Genomic DNA, 24043 nt, shown 5'->3' with positions numbered 1-24043 from the left:
GGGTCAGTGTCGAATTCTTTGACAACTTTTTCGAATAAGCAAGCCTGCATAAGATGAGACTGCTAAGTTCGGGAGAAATTGCTCAACAATTCGACTCTGACCCTAATTAAGTCTTTTGCCTCAGATTTGCCATCAGAAAATGAACAATTAGGGCCAGAGTCGAATTGTTTGATAACTTTTCCGAATTCGACGGACTCGATAAGCTGAGTCCGTTTAAATCCGGATCAATTGCTCAATAATTCTACTCTGACCCTAATTGTTCGGGATCTTCGGGTCAGGCCGTTTGGGCGGCGATCAGGGCGGCGCTTTCGGGGTCGGTCATGCGGATGGCGTCGATGAAGACTTGCAGCGAGGAGCCGCAGGCGAAGATCAGGACGTCGCCCGGGTTGCACAGACTCAGGCCGAGGCGGATGGCATTGCCGACATCCAGCTCGCGGTGCAGCGTGTCGCTGATGCCGACCACTTCTTCGGCGCCGGACAGGATCAGGTCGACCGCTTCGCCGGGTTCACGGCCCCGGCTTTGCGATTCGTAGACCACCAGCTCGTCGAAACGCTCACCGCAGACACGGCCGACCTGTTCCAGGTCGGTGTCGCGGCGGTCTCCGGGCGCCGTCACGATGCCGATCAATTGGCCGGGCAGCATGCCGCGTGCCATGTCGGCCATGGCGGCGTAGGCGGCCGGGTTGTGCGCGTAGTCGACGATGACCGTCACGCCGCGCACGTCAAACATGTTCGTGCGCAGCGGATTCGTGCGGCCGTTCGAGACGAACGTCGACAGGCCCGCAGCGATGTTAAGATGGTTGAAGTTGGCGGCCATCAGGCCGGCAGCAGCCGCCAGTGCATTGGCGATATTAAACCGTGCCAGGCCGCCGAACGAGATCGGCATGCTTTCCACGCGCAGCAGCGCTTGCTGGCTGTGGCCGTCGGCCAGCACCACCGCGCCATCCTGCAGATACGCACCACGCCCACCGTCTTCCAGGTGCTTGAGCATCACCGGGCTTTCCGGATCCATCGAGAAGAACAGCACTTCAGCGCCTGGCTTGATGCGGCGCGCCATCTGCACGCACAGCGCGTCTTCCGCGTTGAGCACGACCGCTTTCGAGGCCGACTGCGCCACCACGGCCTTGACTTGTGCCAGATCTTCGACCGTATCGACGCCATCCAGACCGAGGTGGTCGGCCGCGATATTCAGCACGATCGCCACGTCGCAGCGATCGAACGCGAGACCGCGCTTGAGAATGCCGCCACGGGCCGTTTCCAGCACCGCGACCTCGACTTCCGGTGCGCCCAGCACCGTGCGCGCCGACCAGTAGCCGGTGCAATCGCCCTTGACGACCTGCTTGCCGTCGATGAAGACGCCCTCGGTCGTCGTCACGCCCGTCACCTTGCCTGCCATGCGCGCCGCGTGCGCGACCAGCAAGGTGGTGGTGGTCTTACCATTGGTGCCGGTCAGTGCGATGACGGGAATGCGCCCGTCCGTATTGCCCATCAGGCCTTCGACGATGGCGTCGCCCGCATCGCGCGGCTCACCGGCGCTCGGGTACTGGTGCATGCGGATGCCTGGCGCGGCGTTCACTTCGATGACGGCGCCCCGCTGCGCTGCGAGCGGCTGCGCGATGTCTTGGCACACGATGTCGATGCCGGCCACGTCCAGACCGATCTTGGCGGCGGCCCGCACGCACAGCAGGCGCGTCGATTCCGGCAACTGGTCGGTCACGTCTTCGGCGGTGCCGCCGGTCGACAGGTTCGCATTGCCGCGCAGTTCGGCCGTGACGCCCACCGGCAGCACGCTGTCCACATCGAAGCCCTGGCGCGCCAGCATGTCGTTTGCGTGTTCATCGAGCGTAATGCGGGTCAGGATGGTCGCATGGCCCGCGCCTCGCGCCGGGTTGGTGTTTTCGATCTCGACTAGCTGGCGCACCGTGAGGTTGCCATCGCCGACGACGTGTGCCGGGCGGCGGCACGAGGCGGCCGCCACGCGTCCGCAGGCCACGAGTACGCGATAGTCGCGTCCTTCGACATGGCGTTCGACGATCACGCGCCGGCCAAAGCCACGGGCAAATTCGAACGCCAGCGCCACGTCGTCCGGTGTCGCGCAGGCGACTGTGACGCCCTTGCCCTGGTTGCCGTCCAGTGGCTTGAGCGTGACCGGCACCGCCAGGCGCCGCGCCACGCGCTGCGCCGCTTCGACGGTCGTGACCACGTCGCCCTCGGGCACCGGCACGCCGGCTTCCTTCAACAACGCTTTCGTCAACTGCTTGTCGCTGGCGATCTTGACCGCGATGAAGCTGGTCTCGCCCGTCGTCGTCGCTTGCAGGCGCTTCTGGCGCACACCCCAGCCGAGCAGGAACAGGTTCGCTTCTTCGGTGATGCGCTGGGTCGGGATGCCCCGCTCGTGCGCCGCCGCCAATACGGCCGCCGTGCTGGTGCCGATTGCGTAGCGCCCGGCGATACCGCGCAGTTCTTCCAGCCGTGGCTCGAGTGCAAACGCTTCGCCGCGCGCCAGCGCCGTCACCAGGTCCACCGCCAGATCGAAGGCCGGCTCGGCCAGCTTTTCACAGGTGTACGCAACGACCACGCGGAACTGGCCCGGATGGCCGTTCACCGGGCGCGTACGGCCAAAGGTGGCGGGTGCGCCGGCCAACGACTGCAGCTCGAGGGCGACGGTTTCGATCACGCGGCCCAGGTAGGTGCCGGCCGCCAGGCGCTGCGCGAAGCCGCCCGTGGCGCCATCGGACAGGCGCGCGCCGCCCAGCGCTGGCAGCAGGCCCAGCAGCGCATCGTTGAAGCCGGGGATATCCCGGGTCGAGAGGCCGTACAGGTCTTCCAGATCGACGACGGACAGCAGGCAGGGTGAATCGGCGTGGACGTTCGGTCCGCGCAGAAAGCGTTGTTCCAGGATTTGCACGTTGGTGTTCCCTTGTTATGGTGTTGATGAAGCGACGGCCGGCACACGCTCTCTACGTGTACCGGCCGCTTTGTGCACTGTGCGGACGCCTCAGGCGTCGAACAGTTGCGTGTACATCCGGGTGGCCATCAGGCCCACCGTGGTGTGGTGCACTTCCGGCGACAGCAAACGCGCCAGCAGCGCCATCGCTTCCTGCTTGCCGCTGCTGGAAGCAACCTGCTGCTCCAGCACGCGCAGCTCGTTGCCTGTATCTTGTGCGTCGGCGCCCGTGTGACGGCGGATCAGGCCACGCACCGGGAACGCAGTCCCGCGCTCGGTGCCCAGGCCATGCTGGTCGAGCGTACGCTGACGCGCGCGGGCGGTCAGCACACGCGGGCCGGCAGCTTGCCCGCCGTCCGGGTGGCTCGTGATCCAGTCGCGCAGCACCTGCAGCTCATAGGCATTAAACACACCGAACATCTCGGCGCGCTCGCCTTCGACCAGGCGCCAGAAGCGGCTGTGCTCGACTGCTTCACCGCGCTTGATCCAGCCGGCTTCTTCGAGCGCGGCCAGGAATGCGGGAATCTGCGCGGGCTCGGCCAGCCAGTCGTTGACCGAGCGCCCAGCCACGCGGCAGTAGTCCGAATGCATGTTCTTGCCGACGATGCTCTTGGCCGCCATGATGCTGACCAGTTCTTCCTGCAGATCGAACTCGCCAATCACCGACGTGGTGCTGGCACCCAGCTCGTTGAGGCGGTAGCCGTTGACGACGCGCTGCCAGAAGGCATCGCGGTCGCCCACGCGTGGCATCAGGTCGTGGACCGACTGCACGGCCTTGCGGGCATGGCCGCTACCGGCATTGTCGACCGTCACGTGCAGCGTGAAGTAATACGGATCGATGCCCAGTTCGTTCAGCTCGTAGGACGTGATCAACAGGTGCAGCGGCAATTGTTCGTAGCCGAGGTTGTAGCCAATGATCTCCGGCAGGTAATGCTCAACGTTATGACCCAGCGCTAGTTGCAGTGCGCCCTGCAGGAAATGGCTGTCGCTCAAGCCTGCCCAGCTGTCGCAGCCGTTCGTGGCCAGCAGCTTGCGATAGAGCGTCACGTGGTTCTTGTCCGGCAAACCGTCACCCAGCTCTTCGAGGTAGGTCTTGATCAGCGGGTGGAAAGCAACGTCATCCCACTGGCGCACCAGGCCATACAGCCAGGCGCCATCGACCAACTTGGTCGGCGCCACGCCCTTGATGAAGTACAGCGCATGGGCGCGGGTGCTGAAGTAGCGGCGCGGTGCACCGTTCTTGCGCGCAGCCAGGTATTCGCGGTATTCCTGCCCAACGACGTCGGCGCGCTCTTCGATCCACGCTTGCAGGTCATTCATGTTCGATGGCAGGTCGACTGGCAGCTCGCGTGCGAGCGCGATCTGGTCGTCGATGAACGACTTGGCGGCATCAGGCTGCGCTGCCGGGTCGGCATACAGCGAGAAGTACAGATTCCTGGCACCCTGGCCGGTAGGCAGCGGGGCACTCTGGACGCCTGGCGCGTCGGCTAACAGCATTGGGCTCATGTCTCGATTCTTGAAATGCGTTCTATGGACGGTACCGCATTATCCGTGCTCAGGCATGTCGAGAGAATCGGTAGGCGTGCTGTCGGCCTGTAAGATAGGGATTACAAAAATATTATCGAGTGACGCAGGTCATTACGCTGCTGCTCCCAGGGTCTGCTCTGGAACCAGGCCACTGTTGGATAGTTGTACCGGCATTGCCCCGGCATCGAGCATGCGCGCCAGGGCACGCTCGCCATCGCCCGTATTGACATTTACGGCGCGCATTGCCTCTGGTGCAAGCAACACCTCGAACCCCGCCGCCAACCCATCGACGACCGTATTGAGCACGCAATAATCTGTTGCCAACCCGCACACGACCAGGCGCCGGATGCCGCGCTCGCGCAGCGTGTCGGCCAGGCCGGTACCGTTGAACGCCGAATAGGCATCGACTTCGACCGTGGTGGCCTTGGAGACGACCACCGCGTCGTCGAGCTGCAGCGCCTTGGCAAAGCGTGCACCATCGCTGCCCGCGACGCAGTGCACGGGCCACGGTCCGCCCTGGTCGGCAAATGAACAATGCAATGCAGGATGCCAGTCGCGCGACACGTACACCGGCAGCGCATGCGCGCGGTACAGGTCGATCAGTCGATTGATCGGGGCCAGCACGGCGTCGCCTTGCGGGACGCCCAGGCTGCCGCCGGGAAGGAAGTCGACCTGCGGGTCGACGATCAGAAGGGCGTCGCCCCCACCCAGCACGATGGCACTCATGGTTGTTTCCTTTGCTGTTCGTTCACATGACGCCATGATGGCGTCGCCAACAAGAGCCTACCATGAAGCCCCCGCGCTGGCAGGGGCACAAAACATGCAGCTTACTGTGGTGCTTACTGTGGTGCGTTACTGCGGCGTATTGTTCAGCAGCGAATGCTTGCGTGCATAGCCGAAGTACACGATCGCGCCGATGGTCAACCAGATCGCGAACGCGACCCAGGTATGCCAGCTCAGGAACGACATCAGCACCAGGCAGAAGATGATCGCCAGGATCGGGATCAAAGGCACGGCCGGGCAACGGAACGCACGTGGCAGGTCAGGACGCTTCTTGCGCAGAACGATCACGGCGATCGAGACCAGCGTGAACGCGGCCAGCGTGCCGATATTGACCAGCTCAGCCAGCACCGTCAGCGGCACCACGGCGGCGATCAGACCGAAGATGATGCCCACCAGCCAGGTTGCGAAGAATGGCGTACCGTATTTCGGGTGCACCTTCGACAGGCGCGCCGGCATCAGGCCGTCACGCGACATCGCGAACAGGATACGGGTCTGGCCATACGCCATCACCAGCATCACGGTGCTCATGCCCAGGATCGCCGCCAGGTCGACGAAGCCGGCGACCCAGTCTTCACCGGCCACTTGCAGCGCCAGCGACACCGGATGGTCGACACCCTTGAAGTCCATGTGCGGCACGATGCCGGTCATGATCGCAGCGACCACGACATACAGGATGGTGCAGATGATCAGCGAACCGATGATGCCGATCGGCAGGTCGCGTGCCGGATTCTTGACTTCCTCGGCGGCCGAGGTGACGGCGTCGAAGCCGATGAAGGCAAAGAACACCAGTGCGGCGGCGCTCATCACGCCCGTCATGCCGTATGGCATGTACGGCTGCCAGTTCTCCGGCTTGACGTGGCCGACACCGACCGCGATGAACAGCAGCACGACGCTGATCTTGATGATCACCATCACGTTGTTCAGGCGGGCCGACTCGCGCATGCCGAGCGACAGCAGGAACGTGATGGCCATCATGATCAGGAAGGCCGGCAGGTTGAACAGGGTCTCGACGCCAGGGCGTGCGCCGGGGGCGGCGGTCAGCGCGTCAGGCAGCACCAGGCCGAAGCCCGACAGCAGCGACTGGAAATAACCCGACCAGCCGACCGCAACGGTCGAGGTGGCCAGGCCGTATTCGAGCAGCAAGTCCCAGCCGATCATCCAGGCGACGAATTCGCCCAGCGTGGCGTAGCTGTAGGTATAGATGGAACCAGCGACCGGGACGGTCGAGGCGAATTCGGCGTAGCACAGCGCGGCGAAGCAGCATGCCATGGCCGCGATGACGAACGACAGCGACAGGCCGGGGCCGGCCGTGACGGCGCCGGTGCCGGTCAGCACGAAGATACCGGTGCCAACGATGGCGCCGATGCCGAGCAGGATCAGGTCGGTCGGGCCGAGCACTTTCTTGAGGCCGCCCGGCTTGGCGCTTGCGGCGATCATCGCATCCAGATTCTTGGTTCTAAAAATACTCACTACGTGTTCTCCAATCAAATAATGGTGTGGTCCCGCGTCTTGTCATTCCTGCGCCTGCCTGATGGGCGGGCGCACTCCCGGGATCCTGCCTGGTGGGCCGGCTTGCCTGACCTGAAACCGCCGCTGCTTGTACCTGTCATCTCCAGCTTTTTCGCAGGTGTGCCAATATAACCAGAATGTTGTCTCGAATCAAAGCAATCTGCGGAAACAAGTGCAATTTACGTGCCCGCTGGCAAATCCAACCGAGCGTTGCGTAAACAGCGCGCCGGCGTCGAGCGGTCTTGATTTCCCAAGGGCAACATTCGATAATGGGTGATTGCCACCGCCCCAGCTTGTCTGGGCCGCCTTCCGCTGTTTGGACACCGCTGTTCCCCCGCCATGCATGTCACCCCAGGACAATTGATTACCGGACTGCCCGCGCACGCGTCGGGGCGGACTGGACTGCGTCGTGCACTGGTGACCTGCGGCTTTACACTGGTGCTTGGCGGCGCACTGGCAGCGCCGAACCCGGCGTCGCGTCTCGACGACATTGCCGTCATCGCGGAGCAACATCATGCGCAGGCCCGCACTCTCCTGGTGCAGGAAGGCCCGGCACTGATCGCCGGCGCGCCCTATGCGGTGCGGATCCGTTACCTGTTCCTGTTGCGCCGGGTGCAGGTCGATGGCGGCAATTACCGCGACGCGTACGAGACCAACGAACAGATCATCAAGCTGGCCACGACTGCGCACGATCCGCGCAACCTGGCACTGGCCAGCCTGGGCCGCGTGTATCGCCTGATTGAAAACAATGATCCCGCCGCGGCGCTGGGCTTGCTGGAAACGCTGGGCGCCCGCTACCGTGATCTCGACAGCCTGGAATTCAAGGCCGGGTTCGATGCACTGCAGGGCGCAGCTTTCAGCGCCGTCGGCCAGTACGATCGCGCGCTGCAGCGCTTTTTGCCTGCGCTCGAACTGGTCAACAACCACCCCGACCTGTGGAGCCCGCGCAAAGCCGACATCCTGCTGGCCATGGCACGCATGTACGTCAATGCCCGCGATCCCGTGCGCGCGCTCGAGACGCTGCGCGAAGTACGCGCCAGCAAGACCAGCCTGCCGCCGCGGCTGGATGCGGCGGCGTCGTTCTTCGAAGGCCGCGCGCTGATCACGCAAGACCGGCCCGCTGCCGGCCTGGTGGCGCTCGAGCGGGCGCTCGGGCTGGCGCAAACGCATCAACTGCTGTCGGTCCAGGCCAATGTGCTGGGCAATATGGCCAACGCCTACCTCAAACTGGGCCGCTACGCCGAGGCCGAAACGGCCGCACGCGCCGCCTTGATCCCTGCCAGGGACAGCGAGGACAGGATCAGCCTGCAGATGGCGACAGCGAACCTGGGCTTTGCGCTGTTTGGCCAGCGCCGCTATCAGGAAGGCCTGCACCTGGTCGACGAGGTCAGCGCCGCGATGCGCCGCGCCGGCGCCCTGTCCACGCTGGGGCGCCTGCTGGCCGAAAAAAGCCAGGCGCTGGAGCGGGCCGGCCGTTTCAAGGAAGCCCTTGCCACGCTGCGTGAGCGCGACGCCGTCATGCAGCAACTGGCCGTGAATGACCGCAACAAGGCGATCTCGGCGCTGCAAGAACAGTTCAAGTCGCGCGAGCGCGTTGCCCAGATCGACAGTCTGCGCCTGGAAAACGCCGCCAAGGACGCCGAACTGCGTCACCGTACGCTGGTGCAGACGGCCGCCTCTCTGGGGACCGCGCTGGCGCTGCTGCTGTGCGCTGGCGTGCTGTGGCTGTACCGCAAATCGGAACGCACGGGCCAGCGCCTTTCGGAACTGAACGCCGAACTGGCCCACCATTCGGCGCACGACCCGCTCACCGGCCTGCACAACCGGCGTTCTTTCCAGGACCGCATGCGCAGCCGTACCGGCGAAGCGGCGCCGCAGCCGGACGCCGCGGACTGCTTCACGCTGCTCGACATCGACCATTTCAAGCGCATCAACGACGACTATGGCCACGCCGCCGGCGACGCCGTGCTGGTCGAAGTGGGCAAGCGCCTGCGCGCCACGCTGCGCGAGTCGGACATGGTGCTGCGCTGGGGCGGCGAAGAATTCCTCGTGTATTCGCAGGGCGTCACGGCGGCGCAGCGGCCGCTGCTGGTGCAGCGCATCCTCGACGCACTGGCGAGCGCCCCGGTGCTGCTGGCCGACGGCACGCTGCTGGCGATCAGCGCCACGGCCGGCGCCGTGGCGCTGCCGTTTGCGATCGGTGAAGACGAGGCGCCGGCGCCCTCGATGGATTGGCAACAAGCCATTGCCCTGGCCGATCGCGCCATGTACAAGGGCAAGGAAGCGGGCCGCAACCGCGCGTATATCGTGGCGGGCCTGCGGCGACCAGAAGGCGCGCTGCAACTCGACCTGGTGTTGCCGGGCGTGGCGGCCTGAAGGTAGACCTGGACCTAGACCGGCAGCGGCGTGCGGCGCGCGTTGACGGCCGCCACGGTCTGCAGCAGCGCCGCCGGCACCAGTGGCTTGGCCAGAAATTCATCGAACCCCGCCGCCAGCACTTTCTGCTCGTCTTCCTTGCGCGAAAACGCCGTTAGTGCGATCACCGGCACGCTGGCGATCAGGCGGTCCGGCAAGGCGCGCACTTTGCGGATGAAATCGAACCCATCGATGACCGGCATGCCGATGTCGCTGATGATCAGGTCGGGCCGGTGCAGCGCGATCAGGTGCAGGGCTTCCTGGGCGCCAGTGGCGGTCAGGATCCTGGCCTGGCTGGGCGCCAGCACCGCCTGCACCAGTTCGAGCGAGTCGAGCGCGTCGTCGATCACCAGCACCGTCAGGCCCTGCAGCGCCAGCGCTGTCAGCGGCAACCCCAGTGCGGGCGCCGCTGCGGCGGGCGCCGGGGCGCAGCCACTAGCCAGCGGCATGCGCAACGTGAAGGCTGCCCCCTGCCCCTCGCCCGCACTGGCCACGCTCAGCGCGCCGCCCTGCAAATCGATCAGCTGGCGCGCAATGGCCAGCCCCAGACCCAGGCCGCCGTGACGCCGTGAGGACGATCCATCGGCCTGGCGAAAGCGGTCGAACACGAATGGCAGGAAGGCGGCCGGGATGCCGGCGCCGGTATCCTGCACGGTGATCACGCTGGCGTCCTCGAGGGTGCGCAGCGTGACCGTCACGACGCCGCCCGGCTCGCTGAACTTGATGGCATTGGACAGCAGGTTCACCATCACCTGCTGCATGCGGCCGCTGTCGCCGAGGATGCGCCCGGCCCCGGCGTCTAGATCGCCGACCAGCGTCACCTGGCGCGCCAGGGCCGCCGGCCGCGTCGTGTCGAGCGCAGCGTTGATGAAGTCCGGGGGCGACAGTGGCACGTTATCGATGCGCACCTTGCCGGCCAGCAGGCGGCTCATGTCGAGCATGTCTTCGATGAGTTCGGACTGCGCACGCGCATTGCGCTCGATCGTGGAGAGGCCCCGCTTGAGTGCAGCGTCGTCGCGCCCGCCCTGCAGCAGCAATTGCGACCAGCCGAGCATGGCATTGAGCGGCGTGCGCAGCTCGTGCGACAGCGTGGCCAGGAAATCATCCTTCATCTGGCTGACGTTTTCTGCGTCGAGCCGCGCCTGCTGCTCGAGCAAGAACAGCTTCTGGCGTTCGGCCGCGGCCACGAGCGAGGCGGCGATCGTCTGGTTGCGCTCCTCGAGGCGCGCATCGAAAATCGTGGCCAGCAGCGTGATACTCAATAGCGCCACTGTCGTGATCGTTACCAGCGCCGCCAGGTAATCCTGGTCGACGCCTACCAGCGCCGCGCCACAGACACTGTCCGGCGCAAAGTGCGCGGCGGCCATGCCGGTGTAATGCATGCCGGCGATCGCGCCGCCCATGACGACGCTGGCGGCCAATTGCAGCATGCGGCGCGAGCGAGCACCCTCCTGCATGCGCATGCCGATCTGCAGCGCGAGCGCCGACGCGCCGATCGCGATGGCAACCGAGAGTGCGAACAGCCACGGCGAATAGGTAATCGCAGGATGCATCTGCATGCTGGCCATGCCGGTGTAGTGCATGGCATTGATGGCAAGGCCCATCAGCAGGGCACTGGCGACAAGATGCCGTGGCCGCACCGTGCGGTATCGCAATTGCCAGAGCGCGAGGCCGGACGCCACCACCGGCAGCAGCCAGGACACAAAGGTCGTCGTGGTGTCGTAGCCGATCGGCAGCGGCAGGCGAAACGCCTGCATCCCCACAAAGTGCATGGCCCAGATGCCACTGCCCATGGCCATGGCGCCGCCGGCCACCCAGACATACCGCGCACGCCGCTGCGCCTGCCTGACGCGCATGGCCAGACTCAGTGCGGTGTATGACGCCAGTATGCCGACCAGAATCGAGACGGCGACCAGCCAGGGTTGGTAATGCCCATTCACCATGAAAGCTTCGTTACTTGAATGTTTCGGATGCCGGCACGTGCCTGAAGGCACAGCGCATGCCGCGTGGTTGCACGACAAGTGTACAGGGCGAAGCCACGGGCGCGGTTGAATTCCGCTCGTTCTGCGGCCTGTTTGACCGCGTTTTTTTGACAATTATTCGTGTCAAAAAGATGCCTAACGGTTGTGGGGCTGGCTGGTGGGCGCAAAGCGAGAGGCACAATGCAAAAAAGGCTTGCACGGTGAAGTGCAAGCCTTTTTCGCTCAACCATATTCGTTGGTGGGAAGTGCAAGTTTCGAACTTGCGACCCCTGCAGTGTGAATGCAGTGCTCTACCCCTGAGCTAACCTCCCAGCGAGGCCGTATTATGCCACAGCCGATAAATTATGCCAAATAGCAATCGACTACATGCATCCGGACGGCGCACCGTAAAAAACCTGCGCAGAAACGAACAAGGCCAGCATTTCTGCTGGCCTTGAAAATTCTTGGTGGGAAGTGCAAGTTTCGAACTTGCGACCCCTGCAGTGTGAATGCAGTGCTCTACCCCTGAGCTAACCTCCCGAAGCGAGGCATATTATGGCACAAAATTTTCTTGGCGTCACCCCTGCGCCGCGCAATTAAACGGCGTAAGTCCGCCAGACGCAGGTGCCCTTCACACTTTTGTCCAGGCCAGCCAGAACCGTATCGTGCTCGGCCAGTTCATCGCTACTGGCCGCCACGACGATGATCTCGCCCAGCGGCACGATCTCGAGCGCCTCGCCATCGCTGCTCGTCTCTTCTTCGACATCCATGGTCAGCGAATTCTGGCCGCGCGTCATCGCCAGGTACACATCGGCCAGCAACTCCGAGTCGAGCAGCGCGCCGTGCAGCTTGCGGTGCGCGTTCGAAATGTCGTAGCGGTCGCACAGCGCGTCGAGCGAGTTGCGCTTGCCGGGATGCAGCTCTTTCGCCTGCACCAGCGTGTCGATGACGCCGTCGCAATACTGGACGAACGGCGGCAGGCCCATGCGCGTGAACTCGGCGTTCAGGAAACCCAGGTCGAACGGGGCGTTATGGATGATGACCTGGGCGCCCTGGATGAAGTCACGCAGTTCGTGCGCGATCTCGTGGAACTTCGGTTTGTCGCTCAGGAACTCGGTGGTCAGGCCGTGCACGGCCAGCGCGCCCTCGTCCGACTCGCGCTCGGGATTGATATAGCAGTGGTAGTTATTGCCGGTCAGCTTGCGGTTGAAAATTTCAACGCAGCCGACTTCGATGACGCGGTCGCCGGTGCGGGGGTTCAGGCCTGTGGTTTCGGTATCGAGAACGATCTGACGCATGGTGCAATTCTTCAAAGTGGGTGCGGGCGCAGTATAACAACTGCGGCGGCGGGATGCTCAGCAGCGGCTGCTCAGCGCCGTACCGATGCAGCGCCCTTGTTGGCCAGCACGTCGGCCCGCTCGTTGCCCGGGTGGCCGTTGTGGCCGCGCACCCAGCGCCATTCGACGGCGTGCTGCTGCTGGGCCAGGTCAAGCGCCTTCCACAGGTCTTCGTTTTTCACGGGCTCTTTCGCCGCCGTCTTCCAGCCACGCGCCTTCCAGCCGTGGATCCACTCGGAGATGCCTTTCTGGACGTACTGGCTGTCGGTGTGCAGCACGACTTCACATGGCCGGTTCAGCACGCCCAGCGCCTCGATCACGGCGCGCAATTCCATGCGGTTGTTGGTGGTGTTGGGCTCGCCGCCGAAGATTTCCTTTTCGTGCCCGTTCGACACCAGCAGCGCACCCCAGCCGCCCGTGCCCGGATTGCCCTTGCAGGCACCGTCGCTGAAAATCTCGACCCGGGTCGGGCTAGTGTCGCTCTTTACTTCACTCGTTGTTGTGCTCGTTAAGTCGCTCATGCCCTGCTATTCACTTTCAATTCGTTCAATGCGGTTCGCCGCCGGCACCGCCGCCGGTCGCTTGCTGGTTTTCTTGTTCCATGCGGGGCCGATCAGATGCATCCCCTTGACGCGCTTGATCGCATGCACGACGTAGACGGCGCCAAGATATGGCCACCAGCGCCCGCCGGCCGATTCCATCATCGCAAAGCGGCTGAGCCAATGGGCGGTACGGCAAGGTGGCGCGTAACAGCCGAAGTGGCTGCGCGTGGCGCTCAGGTTGAGCAATTTTAGCCAGTCTTTCAGGCGCGGCATAGAAATGAATTCGCCCGTGTCCGGCAAGTAGCCATTGCGCGTGACCCGCCCGATCCCCTGGCGCATGCCCCACAGGCTGGCCGGATTGAAGCCGCAGATGATCACCTGCCCTTCGGGAATCAGGATGCGCTCGACTTCGCGCAAGACCTGGTGCGGCTCGGCGGTGAACTCGAGCACGTGCGGCAGCACGACCAGATCGATGCTGCTCGACGCAAACGGCAGCTCGGTGAAATCGGCCGCGGCCGCAATCTGGCGGCCGTTCGAGGCGAACGCGAGCTCGTCGGCATTCGACGTGCGCGTGGCAACCTGCCACCGGTTGGGCATGCGGCTGGCGGCCAGCGCATCAAGCTGCGGCACGCCGATCTGCAGCGCGTTGTAGCCAAAAATATCCGCCGTCAATTCTTCGAGGCAGGCCTGCTCGAACGCGCGCACGTACGCGCCGGCTGGCGATTGCAGCCAGTTGTCGAGCGCTATAATGGATTTCTCGGCAGCGCTATCCATGCCACCTCTTGACCATACACATGACCATGACACCTCCACGGCAGCCGGCCCTGTCGGTACTGACAGTGCCGGCCTTCAAAGACAATTACCTCTGGCTGGTTCACGACGGCACGCATGCGGCCGTCGTTGACCCGGGCGACGCAGCACCGGTACGCGCGGCGCTGGCCGCGCACGACCTGCGCCTGACTGCCATTCTACTCACCCATCATCATGCTGACCATATCGGTGGCGTGCCCGCCCTGCTGGCCGAATGGGATGTGCCGGTGTTTGGCCCGCAGAACGATGGGATCGATCTGGTGACGCATCCGTTGGTGCAGGGCGATCGCATCACCGTGCCGGGCATCGATCTGGCGCTCGACGTGCTGGACGTGCCGGGCCACACCCTCGGGCACATTGCCTATGTGCGGCGCGATCCAGATGCCCGCTGGCTGTTCTGCGGCGACACGCTGTTTGGCGCCGGCTGCGGCCGCCTGTTCGAAGGCACACCGGCGCAGATGGCCGCGTCGCTGGCGCAACTGGCGGCGCTGCCGGACGAGACGCTGGTGTATTGCGCGCACGAATACACGATGTCGAACCTGGCGTTTGCGCAAGCGGTCGATGGCGCCAACACGGCGCTGGCTGCGCGCGTGGAGGCCGACGGGGCCAGCCGCGCCGCTGGCCAGCCGACCATTCCTTCAACGATCGCTTTGGAAAAAGCCACCAACCCGTTCCTGCGCACGACGAGCGCGCCGATCGTGCGCAGCCTGGTCGCTGCCGGGCGCGTGGCTGAAGGTGCAGCGCCGCTCGAGGTCTTCACGGCGCTGCGGGAGTGGAAGAATACGTTCTGACGCGGCGTCAGATTTCTTCGTACAGCGGCAACGTCAAAAATTCAGCGAACGCATCCGCCGTGGACATTTCTTCAAAGATGGTGGCGGCGCGCTCGTAGCTCGCGTGCGTGCCATCGGCCGCCACCAGCTTCACTTTTTCCAGCTCTTCCGGAATCATCGCGCGCACCATGTCGGCCGTGACCTTGCGGCCGTCTTCCAGCACGCCCTTGGCTGACCGGATCCACTGCCACACCTGCGAGCGGCTGATTTCGGCCGTCGCGGCGTCTTCCATCAGATTGTGGATCGGCACACAGCCATTGCCGGCCAGCCAGGCGCCCAGATAGTGGATGCCGACGTTGATGTTGTAGCGCAGGCCGGCTTCGGTGATCGGCGCTTCCGGCTTAAAGTCAAGCAGTTGCGCGGCCGTCACGACAACGTCGGGCCGCTGCTTGTCGAACTGGTTCGGGCGCTCGCCCAGCACCTTGGTGAATTCTTCCATCGCCAACCCCACCAGCCCCGGATGCGCGACCCAGCCGCCGTCGTAGCCATCGGTCGCATCGCGCGCCTTGTCGTTGCGCACGCCGCCCATCGCGATCTCGTTTTTCTTCGGGTCGTTCTTGATCGGGATCAGCGCGGCCATGCCGCCGATGGCCGGTGCGCCCCGTGCGTGGCAGGTCTTGAGCAGCAGTAGCGCGTAGGCGCGCATGAACGGCGCCGTCATCGTCACTTTGGCGCGGTCGGCCAGGCAGAAATCGCTGTCGCGCTTGAACTTCTTGATGCACGAGAAAATGTAATCCCAGCGGCCTGCGTTCAGGCCCGCGCTGTGCTCGCGCAGCTCGTACAGGATTTCGTCCATTTCGAACGCAGCCAGGATGGTCTCGATCAGCACCGTCGCCTTGATCGTGCCCTGCGGGATGCCGAGCAGATCCTGCGTCATCACGAAGATGTCGTTCCACAGCCGCGCTTCCAGGTGCGACTCGAGCTTCGGCAGGTAGAAATATGGCCCGGCGCCCCGCGCCAGCAATTCTTTCGCGTTATGGACCATGAACAGCGCGAAGTCGAAGATGCCGCCCGAGACGCGCTTGCCATCGACGAGCACGTGTTTTTCATCCAGATGCCAGCCGCGCGGGCGCACCAGCAGCGTGGCAACCTTGTCATTCAGCCGGTACGACTTGCCGTTCTGTTCGAGCGAAATGGTCTTGCGGATCGCATCGAACAGATTGATCTGGCCGCTGATCTGGTTATCCCAGTTGGGTGTGTTCGAATCCTCGAAGTCGGTCATGTAGCTGTCGGCGCCCGAGTTCAGCGCGTTGATGACCATCTTGCGCTCGACCGGGCCGGTGATCTCGACACGGCGGCAATGCAGCGCCGCCGGAATCGGCGCGATGCGCCAGTCGCCGTCGCGAATTGCGGCGGTCTCGGGCAGGAAATCGGGGCGCTCGCCGGCGTCCAGGCGCGCTGCCCGCTCCGCACGCGCGGCCAGCAGGGCCTGGCGCTGTGGCTCGAACGCGCGTGTGAGCGTGGCCACCAGCGCCAGCGCGTCCGGCGTCAGGATCTGCTCGTAGGCCGGCTGGATCGTGCCGGAAATTTCCATGCCTTGGGGGATGCTGAGGGACATATCGACTCCTAAAGATGAATGAAAATCACGTGCGACGCTGCGCCGGGGCGGGCCCTGCTTGGCGTTCCTGTTGGCATCCAGTATATTCACCTGCGTAACGCTAAACGAGACAAATACGCACTTCATCTGTGTGTTTTTGTATTAAATCAATCTGCGCAACCGGACCGTTTGCATGAGCAAGTTCACCCAGATGGCAACCTTTGTCGAGGTCGTGGCGCGCGGCAGCCTGTCGGGCGCGGCGCGCGCCGAGGGCATTGCACCAGCGATGATCGGGCGCCGACTGGACGCGCTGGAGGCCCGGCTGGGCGTCAAGCTGCTGCGCCGGACGACGCGCAAGCTCGTCCTGACTGACGAGGGCGTGGCGTTTCTCGAAGATTGCCAGCGCATCCTGGCCGAGGTCAACGAGGCAGAATCGGCCATCTCGGAGCGAAGCGGTCGGGCGTCGGGCCACCTGACGGTGTCGGCCCCGGCCGGCTTTGGCCGCCAGCACGTGGCGCCGCTGCTGCCCTCGTTCCTGGCCGAGCACCGCGACGTGACGGTCAACCTGAACCTGAACGACCGCGTCATCGACCTGATCGGCGATGGCGTCGACGTCGCCATCCGGATCGCCCGTCTGGGCGACTCGAACCTGGTGGGGGTGAAACTGGCCGACAACGGGCGCGTACTGGTTGCCGCGCCCGCTTACCTGAAGCGCCACGGCACGCCGCGCACACCAGGCGATCTGGTGCGCCATAACTGCCTGGCAATGAGCAGCGAAGGCAGCCAGCGCGGCTGGACCTTTCTCGAGAATGGCCAACCTGTCACGCACAAAGTCAGCGGAAATATGGTCTGCAACGACGGCGCCGTGCTGCACGCGTGGGCGCTGGCCGGCAAGGGCCTGGCGTGGCGTTCGATGTGGGAAGTGGGCGAGCAGATCGCCAGTGGCGAACTGTGCACGGTGCTGGACGCCTTCGCGGCGCCCGGCAACGACATCCACGCCGTGTTCGCGCAGCGCCGCCATCTGCCGCTGCGCATCCGCGCTTTTGTCGACTTCCTGCGCCGCAGTTATGCGGCGCCGGACTACTGGCGGCAACGCTGACGCGCCAGCCCAGGTCAGGCCGAATGAGCACCTGAAAGGTACAGACGAAAAAAATCCCCGGCAGTTCCGGGGATTTTGGTCTCGCAACGCCTGTTAGGCGATTACAGAGGCTGGATGTTCGAGGCTTGCTTGCCCTTAGGGCCGGTGGTCACGTCGAACGAGACGCGCTGGTTTTCCTGCAGCGACTTGAAGCCGTTGCTCTGGATAGCCGAGAAGTGCGCGAACAGATCTTCGCCGCCTTCATCAGGGGTGATGAAGCCGAAGCCCTTCGAGTCATTGAACCATTTAACGATGCCAGTTGCCATTACAATTTCCTATTTCGGTTAGTTGGGCTTGCGCCCGTTTTAGATCGTTTGAAGAAGCAAGAAAGAAATGACAGACAGACTGCACTACTACCTCGAACCCAACGATCCCACATTATACCGAATATTTCTCGCGCATGCCCTGTTCGTTGAATAAAAATACGTAAGTAGCCCTACGATTCCTGATGCCAATAAATACGACAGCGGGATTTTTTAATTCGGTATGCAGCAAAGAATAGAGGCAAGGACGGTTAATTTGTTTGCGCTTGATCAAATTCCGGTGTGCTCGACAATTGCGCGCCCGGCTTGCGCTGCCCGTAGTTCAGGTCAGCGCCTTGGGGTCGCGCAGCGCAGCGGCAATGTAGTCGTCGAGCTCGGCGCGCCAGGCTTGCCACTCGCCCGCGGCGACGGCATCGAACGCCCGCAGCACGCGCAGCCGCTGTTCAAGCAGGCGCGCATGATGACCCAGGCCGCGAAACCCGAAGGTCGCCGCCGAACCGGCCAGCGTGTGAAGCATCGCCTGCAGCTCACCGGCCGGCCCGGCCGGGTCGAACCCGGGCGCGCCAGCCGGTGCGAGCTCTTGCGACAGCTGCGCCAGGCGCCCGAACGTGGATGGCAGGCGCGCCGCGAACTTGTCGTTCAGTTCGGCCAGGCGGGCGAAGAATTGCTGGTCAGCCGGCTGCGTCATGGTCATGCCGGCCTTACTTGGTGCCGAAGATACGGTCGCCCGCATCGCCCAGGCCCGGGATGATGTAGGCGTGTTCGTTCAGGTGCGAGTCCAGCGACGCGACGTAGACCTTGACGTTCGGATGCGCGTCCTGCACCACCTGGATGCCTTCAGGCGCGGCGACCAGCGCCAGGAACAGGATCTGCTCGTCCGGCACGCCGCGCTTTTTCAGCACGTCGATTGCGTGCACCGCCGAGTTGCCAGTGGCAATCATCGGATCGCACAGGATGAAGGTGCGATCGGTCGTGTCCGGCAAGCGGACCATGTACTCGACCGGCTCATGCGTATCGGGATCGCGAAACACGCCGATGTGCCCGACGCGGGCCGATGGCACCAGCTCCAGCAGGCCATCGCTCATGCCGATACCGGCGCGCAGGATCGGCACCACGGCCAGCTTCTTGCCGGCGATCACTGGCGCATCGATGGTCACCAACGGCGTGCGGATCTGGCGCGTCGTCAGCGGCAGGTCGCGCGTGATCTCGTAACCCATCAGCAGCGTGATCTCGCGCAGCAGTTCGCGGAACGTGCGCGTCGACGTGTCGTGCTCGCGCATGTGCGACAGCTTGTGCAGGATCAACGGGTGGTTCAGGATGAAGAGGTTCGGGAAGCGCGGATCTTGGTTCATGGCGGGGCTCGACGCAGTCGATGAAGCTTGTAAGCCAGCATTATCACAGGCACAACGTGGTTTGTCCCGGCTCCCGCCGAAATAATTCTGGGTCGACGTCCCCGGCGCGAAGTAGCCGACCGTCTGCAGCGCCCTGCCCGTCAGCCGTTCCGCCGCCCCGTTCCTGTTGCCGGATGATGCCTGCGGCCTGGTCCAGCACATGAATGTGTCACGATGACACAAATCTGGTTGCATTAAAGCATTAAATTAAGCGATAGATATTTTCTACTCAGCAATAATCAGCGACAATACACGGATGACGGGCTGGCCTGCCAGTCAGCAGGATGCGCGCAGGCGCAGGCATGGAAGCGAACGCACCGTACGTTGCTCATTCTGATGCAGTACGGAATTTTTCAGTGATAGACTCGTTCCTGGTTTGTTGCCTGGCACGGATAACAAGATGATATCGGCATGGTTCGAGCATGCCGCGAAACGAGAGCTCTGACCGACCATGCTGACCCCACCTTCCGCAGCTTCCCATCCGCCGACGGCGCACCTGCCGCCGGCGACGCTGCTCGACGGTCTGCTGGAAAGCGCGGGCGACGCCGTATTCCGGGTGGCTTCAAGTGGGGTGATCCGTGCCGCAGGCACCCGTGCCCAGCGCCTGCACGGGTATGCGCCGGGCTGTTCGCTGGTCTCGCTCGTGCACGATGTCGACCAGGCAGCCTTGCGCCACGCACTGGACGGCGCCGCGACGGCGCACGAAGCCGCGCTCGTCGAAGCGCGCTTTCGCAGCGGCGAGCGTGACATCTGGTTCGAGCTGCGTATTGCCCAGCTGACCACGGGCGACGATGCGCAAATCCTCGTGATCGGCCGTGACATGTCGGCGCAGCACGCGACCGAAGAGCGGCTGCGCCACATGGCGACGCACGATGCGCTGACCGAGTTGCCGAACCGGTTGCTGCTGGCCGACCGTATCCGTGTCGTGATCTCGAATGCGCGCCGGTCGGGCCAGGGCTTTTCGGTCGTTGCGATCGGCATGGACGGCTTCAAGAAGGTCAACGACGGCCTGGGCCACCCGCTGGGCGACGCCGTGCTGCAAATGGCCGCCACGCGCCTGCGCCGGGTCTTGCGCGACAGCGATACGCTGGCGCGCGTCGGTGGTGACGAATTCGTCGCCGTGCTGCCCGGCACCTTCAGCGAGGCCCAGATCAAGCTCGTCACCGGGCGCCTGATGGCCACGCTGCAGTCGCCGTTCGAGACGGGTGGCCACACGATCTATCTGGGCGCGTCGATTGGCGTGACCGTGTACCCGGACCATGCCGAAGACGAGGTGCGCCTGGTGACGCTGGCCGACGCCGCGCTGTCGCGCGCGAAGGAAACCGGCAAGGGCCGTACGGTGCTGTACAGCCCGCGCGACCAGGGCCCGCCCGAGCATGACATCTCGCTCGAGGCTGCCATGTTCAAGGCTGTGCGCGAAGGCGAGTTTCTGCTCTACTACCAGCCGATCGTCGACGCCCGCACGAAGGTCATTGAAGGCTTCGAGACGCTGATGCGCTGGAAGCACCCGACGCTCGGCATGGTGCCGCCGGTGCGCTTCATCCCGATTGCCGAAAACAATGGCCTGATCAACCTGCTGGGCGCCTGGGCGCTGAAGGCGGCCTGCATGCAGATCCGCCAGTTCCAGGAAGTGGCGGGCCGCGAGCTGTATATCTCAGTCAACATCAGCCCGCGCCAGTTTCGCAGCGACCGGTTTCTGTCAGAGCTCGACGACGCGCTGGCGATGTCCGGCGCCGAAGGGCACCAGCTGGTGCTCGAAATCACCGAAGGCACGCTGATGGTCGATCCAGCCCACGCCGAGGCCGTCATGGAAAAAATGGTCGAGCGCAAGGTCCGCATCGCGATCGACGATTTCGGCACCGGCTACTCGTCGCTGGCGTACCTGAAGCGCTTTCCGATTTCGGTGCTCAAGATCGACCGCGCATTCGTCAAGGACCTGCCCGGCTCGCACAAGGACGCCGCCATCTGCAAGGTCGTGCTCGACCTGGCCCGGCACCTGAGCCTGGCCGTCGTGGCCGAAGGCGTCGAAACCGAAGACCAGCTGGCCTGGCTGGACGAACAGGGCTGCCACTATGTTCAGGGTTACCTGACGGGCAAGCCGATGCCGGCCAACGTGGCCGTCACGGCCCTCAAGGAAAATCTCTATACCGCTCTTCTGCCGGCCGACACCCGGACAGGGAAACCATGACCACACCAATCACCACCGCGCGCTCGGCGAAAGCGCAAGCCACTCTCGCCCTGCTGTGGGAACGCATTCGCCGCCAGGGCGACATGCCCGGCTTTACCAAGGCCATCAATGCCATCCTGGCGTCGATGCGCGGCGAGGACGAGCGCGACTTCTCGATGACGCAGACCGTGTTGTCCGACCCCGTGCTGACCCAGAAGGTCCTGCGCCTGGCCAACAGCAGCATGTACGCGGCGTTCGGCCAGCACGTCAACACGATTTCCCGGGCCGTGCTGGTGCTGGGCACCGAAAGCATCGGCCACCTGGCGCTGGGCCTGAAGCTCATCGAAGAGCTCGGCCGCAGCACGCCCGACACCGAGATCGCCCACATCGAGATGGAAAAAGCCGTGCTGGCCGGGATGGTGGCGCAGCAACTGGCCGCCGGCGCGCAGGTGCGAAATCCCGAAGAAGCCGTGGTCTGCTCGATCCTGCACTCGCTGGGCCGCATGATGATCACGTTCTACATGCCCGAGCGCTGGGCTCTGATCCAGGCCGGGGCGGCGGGCGGCGACGACACGGCGGCGGCCCACGATGTGCTCGGGTTGCATCTCGAAGAACTGGGCCGCGCCACCGCCGCCCATTGGGGCCTGCCCGGCAACCTGGTGGCCGGCATGCGCCGGGTCGAACCGGGCGAACGGGGCGAACGATTCGAGCACGATGACTGGCTGGCGGCGCTGGGCACGATGTCGACCCGCGCCGCCGACGCGATGTGGGCCGACGACGCGGCCGGCGCCGACAAGGTGGCCGAACTGGCCGAGCAGTTCGCCCCGATGCTGGGCATCTCGCCCGCCGGCATCCTGGCCTCGATCGACCGGGCCCGGATCGAAGCGGTGGCCGATCTGTCGATCGCGCCGCTGGCCCGGCCGGCCGAGAAACAGGCACGCCTGGCGGCGGCCACGCGCGACCGCATCGCCGGCAACCAGATCCTGATGGGCGGCGTGGCCGACATGCGCGACGCGGGCCCGGACGCCAGCGCCGGCCAGATGATGTCGCTGGCGCTGGAAACCATGCACGAGGGACTGTCGTTTACCCGCTCGTTTGCGTTTTTGCGCAACCGGCGCGAGGGACGCTACGCGGCGCGCCTGGCGCTGGGCGAGAATGCCAAGGCGCTGCAACCGGATCTGACCTTCGACGACACCTTTGAGGCGAACGTGTTCCACGCGGCGCTGGCGAGCGACCGCGTGATCTTCATCGAGAATGCGCACGACGCCAAGTTCGCGGCCAAGCTGCCGGACTGGTGGAAAGACACGCTGTCGGAGGCGCGCTGCTTCATCGTGATTCCGCTGTGCGCGCACGGCCAGCCGGCCGGCTTCATTTATGGCGACTGGGATGGCACCTATCCCCAGGTGATCCTGAGCCAGACGGAGTTTGGGTTGCTCAACGAGCTGCGCACACTGGTCGTGCGCACGGTGGAGCGCCGTCACCAGATCGACGCGAGCGCGACCCGCGTCTGAGCAAACGGGGGTGGCCGTGCTGGCCACCCAGGCTGTGGACAGTTACGTCAGGCGGGGCGTGGCGACCTTCACGTCGCCGCACTGCGCGCGGTGCATCAGGGCGTGATCGATCAGCACCAGCGCCAGCATCGCTTCGGCAATCGGCGTTGCGCGGATGCCCACGCACGGGTCGTGGCGCCCGAAGGTTTCCACCAGTGCCGGATTGCCTTCCTTGTCGATCGAACGGCGTGGCACGCGGATCGACGAGGTCGGCTTGATCGCCAGCGACACCGTGATGTCCTGCCCCGTCGAGATTCCACCCAGCACCCCGCCGGCATGGTTGCCGACAAACCCTTCTTGCGTCAGCTCGTCGCCATGCTCGGAACCGCGCTGCGCGACCGAGGCAAAACCGGCGCCGATTTCCACGCCCTTGACGGCATTGATGCCCATCATCGCGTAGGCGATGTCGGCATCGAGCTTGTCGTAGATGGGCTGGCCCCAGCCCACCGGCACGCCGCGCGCAATGACGTCGATGCGCGCGCCGATCGAGTCGCCATCGCGGCGCAACTGATCCATGGCATCTTCCATGCGCGCCAGCAGCGCGGCGTCGCCCGTGGCAGCGAAGAACGGATTGGCGTGCACATGCTCCCAGCCGTCGAATGGCACGTCGATGTCGCCCAGCGCGCGCATGCAGCCCAGGAACTCGGTGCCGTACTGCTCGCGCAACCACTTTCTGGCGACGGCGCCCGCCCCCACCACCGGCGCCGTCAGGCGCGCCGATGAACGCCCGCCCCCGCGCGGATCGCGCACGCCGTACTTGTGCCAGTACGTATAGTCAGCGTGACCGGGCCGGAAACTCTCGGCGATATTGCCGTAATCCTTGCTGCGCTGGTCTTCGTTGCGAATCAGCAGCGCGATCGGCGTGCCGGTCGTGACGCCCTGGTAGACGCCAGACAGGATCTCGACCCGGTCGGGTTCCTGGCGCTGCGTGACGTGGCGCGACGTGCCGGGCTTACGGCGATCGAGGTCAGCCTGGATATCGGCTTCGGTCAGCGCCATGCCGGGTGGGCAACCATCGATGACGCAACCGATCGCGGGACCGTGCGATTCGCCAAAAGTGGTGACGGAAAACAGCTTGCCAAATGTATTGCCGGACATGGATATTGGGGGGTGCGGTTTGATCGAAAATGCATTTTAACAGGCGATCCGGGGAGCAGAAACGGACAATCTACAATCGACCCTCGCCAAAATGTTTCTATCAGGCTATATTTACCAAGATATATCACTGTTGAACAACTGCTGGTTTCCTTTCCTATTTACAAATGCCTATATACTTGACGTATACATGCCAAGCCTCCCTGGAGACGTAGCACATGCCAGCTTCGACGCCGCCCGC

At 64.3% G+C, this 24043-nt stretch carries 18 protein-coding genes and 2 tRNA genes; 5 read left to right on the top strand and 15 right to left on the bottom strand.

Features of this window, described 5'->3' with window-relative positions:
* Positions 1 to 274: 274 nt before the first annotated feature.
* The 4 genes from cphA to HD842_RS05670 all read right to left on the bottom strand — a co-directional run bounded on the left by cphA (position 275) and on the right by HD842_RS05670 (position 6727).
* A complete protein-coding gene (cphA, locus tag HD842_RS05685) occupies positions 275 to 2908 on the bottom strand; it encodes a cyanophycin synthetase (protein WP_183552063.1) in 2634 nt (877 codons plus the stop codon).
* Positions 2909 to 2998: 90 nt separating this feature from the next.
* Positions 2999 to 4453 (bottom strand): iron-containing redox enzyme family protein, encoded by a 1455-nt coding sequence (locus HD842_RS05680; protein ID WP_183552060.1) that lies wholly within the window; start codon positions 4451 to 4453, stop codon positions 2999 to 3001.
* A gap of 132 nt (positions 4454 to 4585) precedes the next feature.
* Positions 4586 to 5200 carry an isochorismatase family protein gene (locus HD842_RS05675; RefSeq protein ID WP_183552057.1) on the bottom strand — a complete coding sequence of 205 codons (615 nt, stop codon included), beginning with the start codon at positions 5198 to 5200 and terminating at the stop codon, positions 4586 to 4588.
* A gap of 126 nt (positions 5201 to 5326) precedes the next feature.
* The gene (locus HD842_RS05670) at positions 5327 to 6727 is read right to left on the bottom strand and encodes an amino acid permease (protein WP_370660794.1); all 1401 of its coding nucleotides are present in this window, start codon (positions 6725 to 6727) and stop codon (positions 5327 to 5329) included.
* A gap of 378 nt (positions 6728 to 7105) precedes the next feature.
* Here HD842_RS05670 and HD842_RS05665 point away from each other — a divergent pair, with 378 nt between their 5' ends.
* The gene (locus HD842_RS05665; protein ID WP_221290134.1) at positions 7106 to 9142 is read left to right on the top strand and encodes a GGDEF domain-containing protein; all 2037 of its coding nucleotides are present in this window, start codon (positions 7106 to 7108) and stop codon (positions 9140 to 9142) included.
* A 14-nt stretch (positions 9143 to 9156) separates the two neighbouring features.
* Here the strand turns inward: HD842_RS05665 and HD842_RS05660 are convergent, their stop codons facing one another.
* The 6 genes from HD842_RS05660 to HD842_RS05635 form a co-directional block, all read right to left on the bottom strand.
* Entirely contained in the window at positions 9157 to 11124 is a 1968-nt protein-coding gene (locus HD842_RS05660) for an MHYT domain-containing protein (RefSeq protein ID WP_183552054.1), read from the bottom strand.
* Between the two features lie 275 nt (positions 11125 to 11399).
* A tRNA-Val gene (locus tag HD842_RS05655) sits at positions 11400 to 11474 on the bottom strand.
* A 133-nt stretch (positions 11475 to 11607) separates the two neighbouring features.
* Positions 11608 to 11682 (bottom strand) — tRNA-Val (locus HD842_RS05650).
* A gap of 56 nt (positions 11683 to 11738) precedes the next feature.
* On the bottom strand, positions 11739 to 12440 hold the full coding sequence (gene dnaQ, locus HD842_RS05645) for a DNA polymerase III subunit epsilon (protein ID WP_183552051.1): 702 nt from the start codon (positions 12438 to 12440) through the stop codon (positions 11739 to 11741).
* Positions 12441 to 12511: 71 nt separating this feature from the next.
* Positions 12512 to 13000, bottom strand: coding sequence for a ribonuclease HI (gene rnhA / locus HD842_RS05640; protein ID WP_183552047.1), 489 nt, complete (start codon positions 12998 to 13000; stop codon positions 12512 to 12514).
* 6 nt (positions 13001 to 13006) lie between these two features.
* Positions 13007 to 13795 carry a class I SAM-dependent methyltransferase gene (locus tag HD842_RS05635; RefSeq protein ID WP_183552045.1) on the bottom strand — a complete coding sequence of 263 codons (789 nt, stop codon included), beginning with the start codon at positions 13793 to 13795 and terminating at the stop codon, positions 13007 to 13009.
* A 26-nt stretch (positions 13796 to 13821) separates the two neighbouring features.
* Between HD842_RS05635 and gloB the strand changes: the two genes are divergently transcribed.
* The gene (gloB, locus tag HD842_RS05630; protein ID WP_229424609.1) at positions 13822 to 14622 is read left to right on the top strand and encodes a hydroxyacylglutathione hydrolase; all 801 of its coding nucleotides are present in this window, start codon (positions 13822 to 13824) and stop codon (positions 14620 to 14622) included.
* Between the two features lie 7 nt (positions 14623 to 14629).
* Here gloB and aceB read toward each other — a convergent pair whose 3' ends face one another.
* Complete coding sequence (gene aceB, locus HD842_RS05625; protein WP_183552039.1) at positions 14630 to 16219, bottom strand: malate synthase A; 1590 nt, start codon at positions 16217 to 16219, stop codon at positions 14630 to 14632.
* 172 nt (positions 16220 to 16391) lie between these two features.
* Here aceB and HD842_RS05620 point away from each other — a divergent pair, with 172 nt between their 5' ends.
* Entirely contained in the window at positions 16392 to 17297 is a 906-nt protein-coding gene (locus tag HD842_RS05620) for a LysR family transcriptional regulator (protein ID WP_183552036.1), read from the top strand.
* A 101-nt stretch (positions 17298 to 17398) separates the two neighbouring features.
* On the opposite strand, the gene HD842_RS05615 is transcribed toward HD842_RS05620, so the two are convergent.
* The 3 genes from HD842_RS05615 to upp form a co-directional block, all read right to left on the bottom strand.
* Entirely contained in the window at positions 17399 to 17602 is a 204-nt protein-coding gene (locus HD842_RS05615) for a cold-shock protein (protein ID WP_137176112.1), read from the bottom strand.
* Positions 17603 to 17921: 319 nt separating this feature from the next.
* Positions 17922 to 18293, bottom strand: a complete 372-nt coding sequence (locus HD842_RS05610; RefSeq protein WP_183552033.1) for an Hpt domain-containing protein — start codon at positions 18291 to 18293, stop codon at positions 17922 to 17924.
* Between the two features lie 7 nt (positions 18294 to 18300).
* Positions 18301 to 18951: a uracil phosphoribosyltransferase gene (gene upp / locus HD842_RS05605; protein ID WP_183552029.1), complete on the bottom strand. Its 651-nt coding sequence runs from the start codon at positions 18949 to 18951 to the stop codon at positions 18301 to 18303.
* Positions 18952 to 19441: 490 nt separating this feature from the next.
* Here upp and HD842_RS05600 point away from each other — a divergent pair, with 490 nt between their 5' ends.
* Together HD842_RS05600 and HD842_RS05595 are read left to right on the top strand one after the other, a co-directional pair.
* Positions 19442 to 21178 (top strand): putative bifunctional diguanylate cyclase/phosphodiesterase, encoded by a 1737-nt coding sequence (locus HD842_RS05600; protein ID WP_183552027.1) that lies wholly within the window; start codon positions 19442 to 19444, stop codon positions 21176 to 21178.
* Positions 21175 to 22668 (top strand): HDOD domain-containing protein, encoded by a 1494-nt coding sequence (locus HD842_RS05595; RefSeq protein ID WP_229424608.1) that lies wholly within the window; start codon positions 21175 to 21177, stop codon positions 22666 to 22668. The genes HD842_RS05600 and HD842_RS05595 overlap by 4 nt, the downstream gene beginning before the upstream one ends.
* Positions 22669 to 22710: 42 nt before the next feature.
* On the opposite strand, the gene aroC is transcribed toward HD842_RS05595, so the two are convergent.
* Positions 22711 to 23805 carry a chorismate synthase gene (gene aroC / locus HD842_RS05590; protein WP_183552025.1) on the bottom strand — a complete coding sequence of 365 codons (1095 nt, stop codon included), beginning with the start codon at positions 23803 to 23805 and terminating at the stop codon, positions 22711 to 22713.
* Positions 23806 to 24043: the final 238 nt, after the last annotated feature.

Origin of the sequence: Massilia aurea (assembly GCF_014200505.1) — a bacterium.
Taxonomy (GTDB): domain Bacteria; phylum Pseudomonadota; class Gammaproteobacteria; order Burkholderiales; family Burkholderiaceae_D; genus Telluria; species Telluria aurea_B.
The sequence above is the reverse complement of the archived record's forward strand: the minus strand, read 5'-3'. Positions and strand labels throughout refer to the sequence as shown.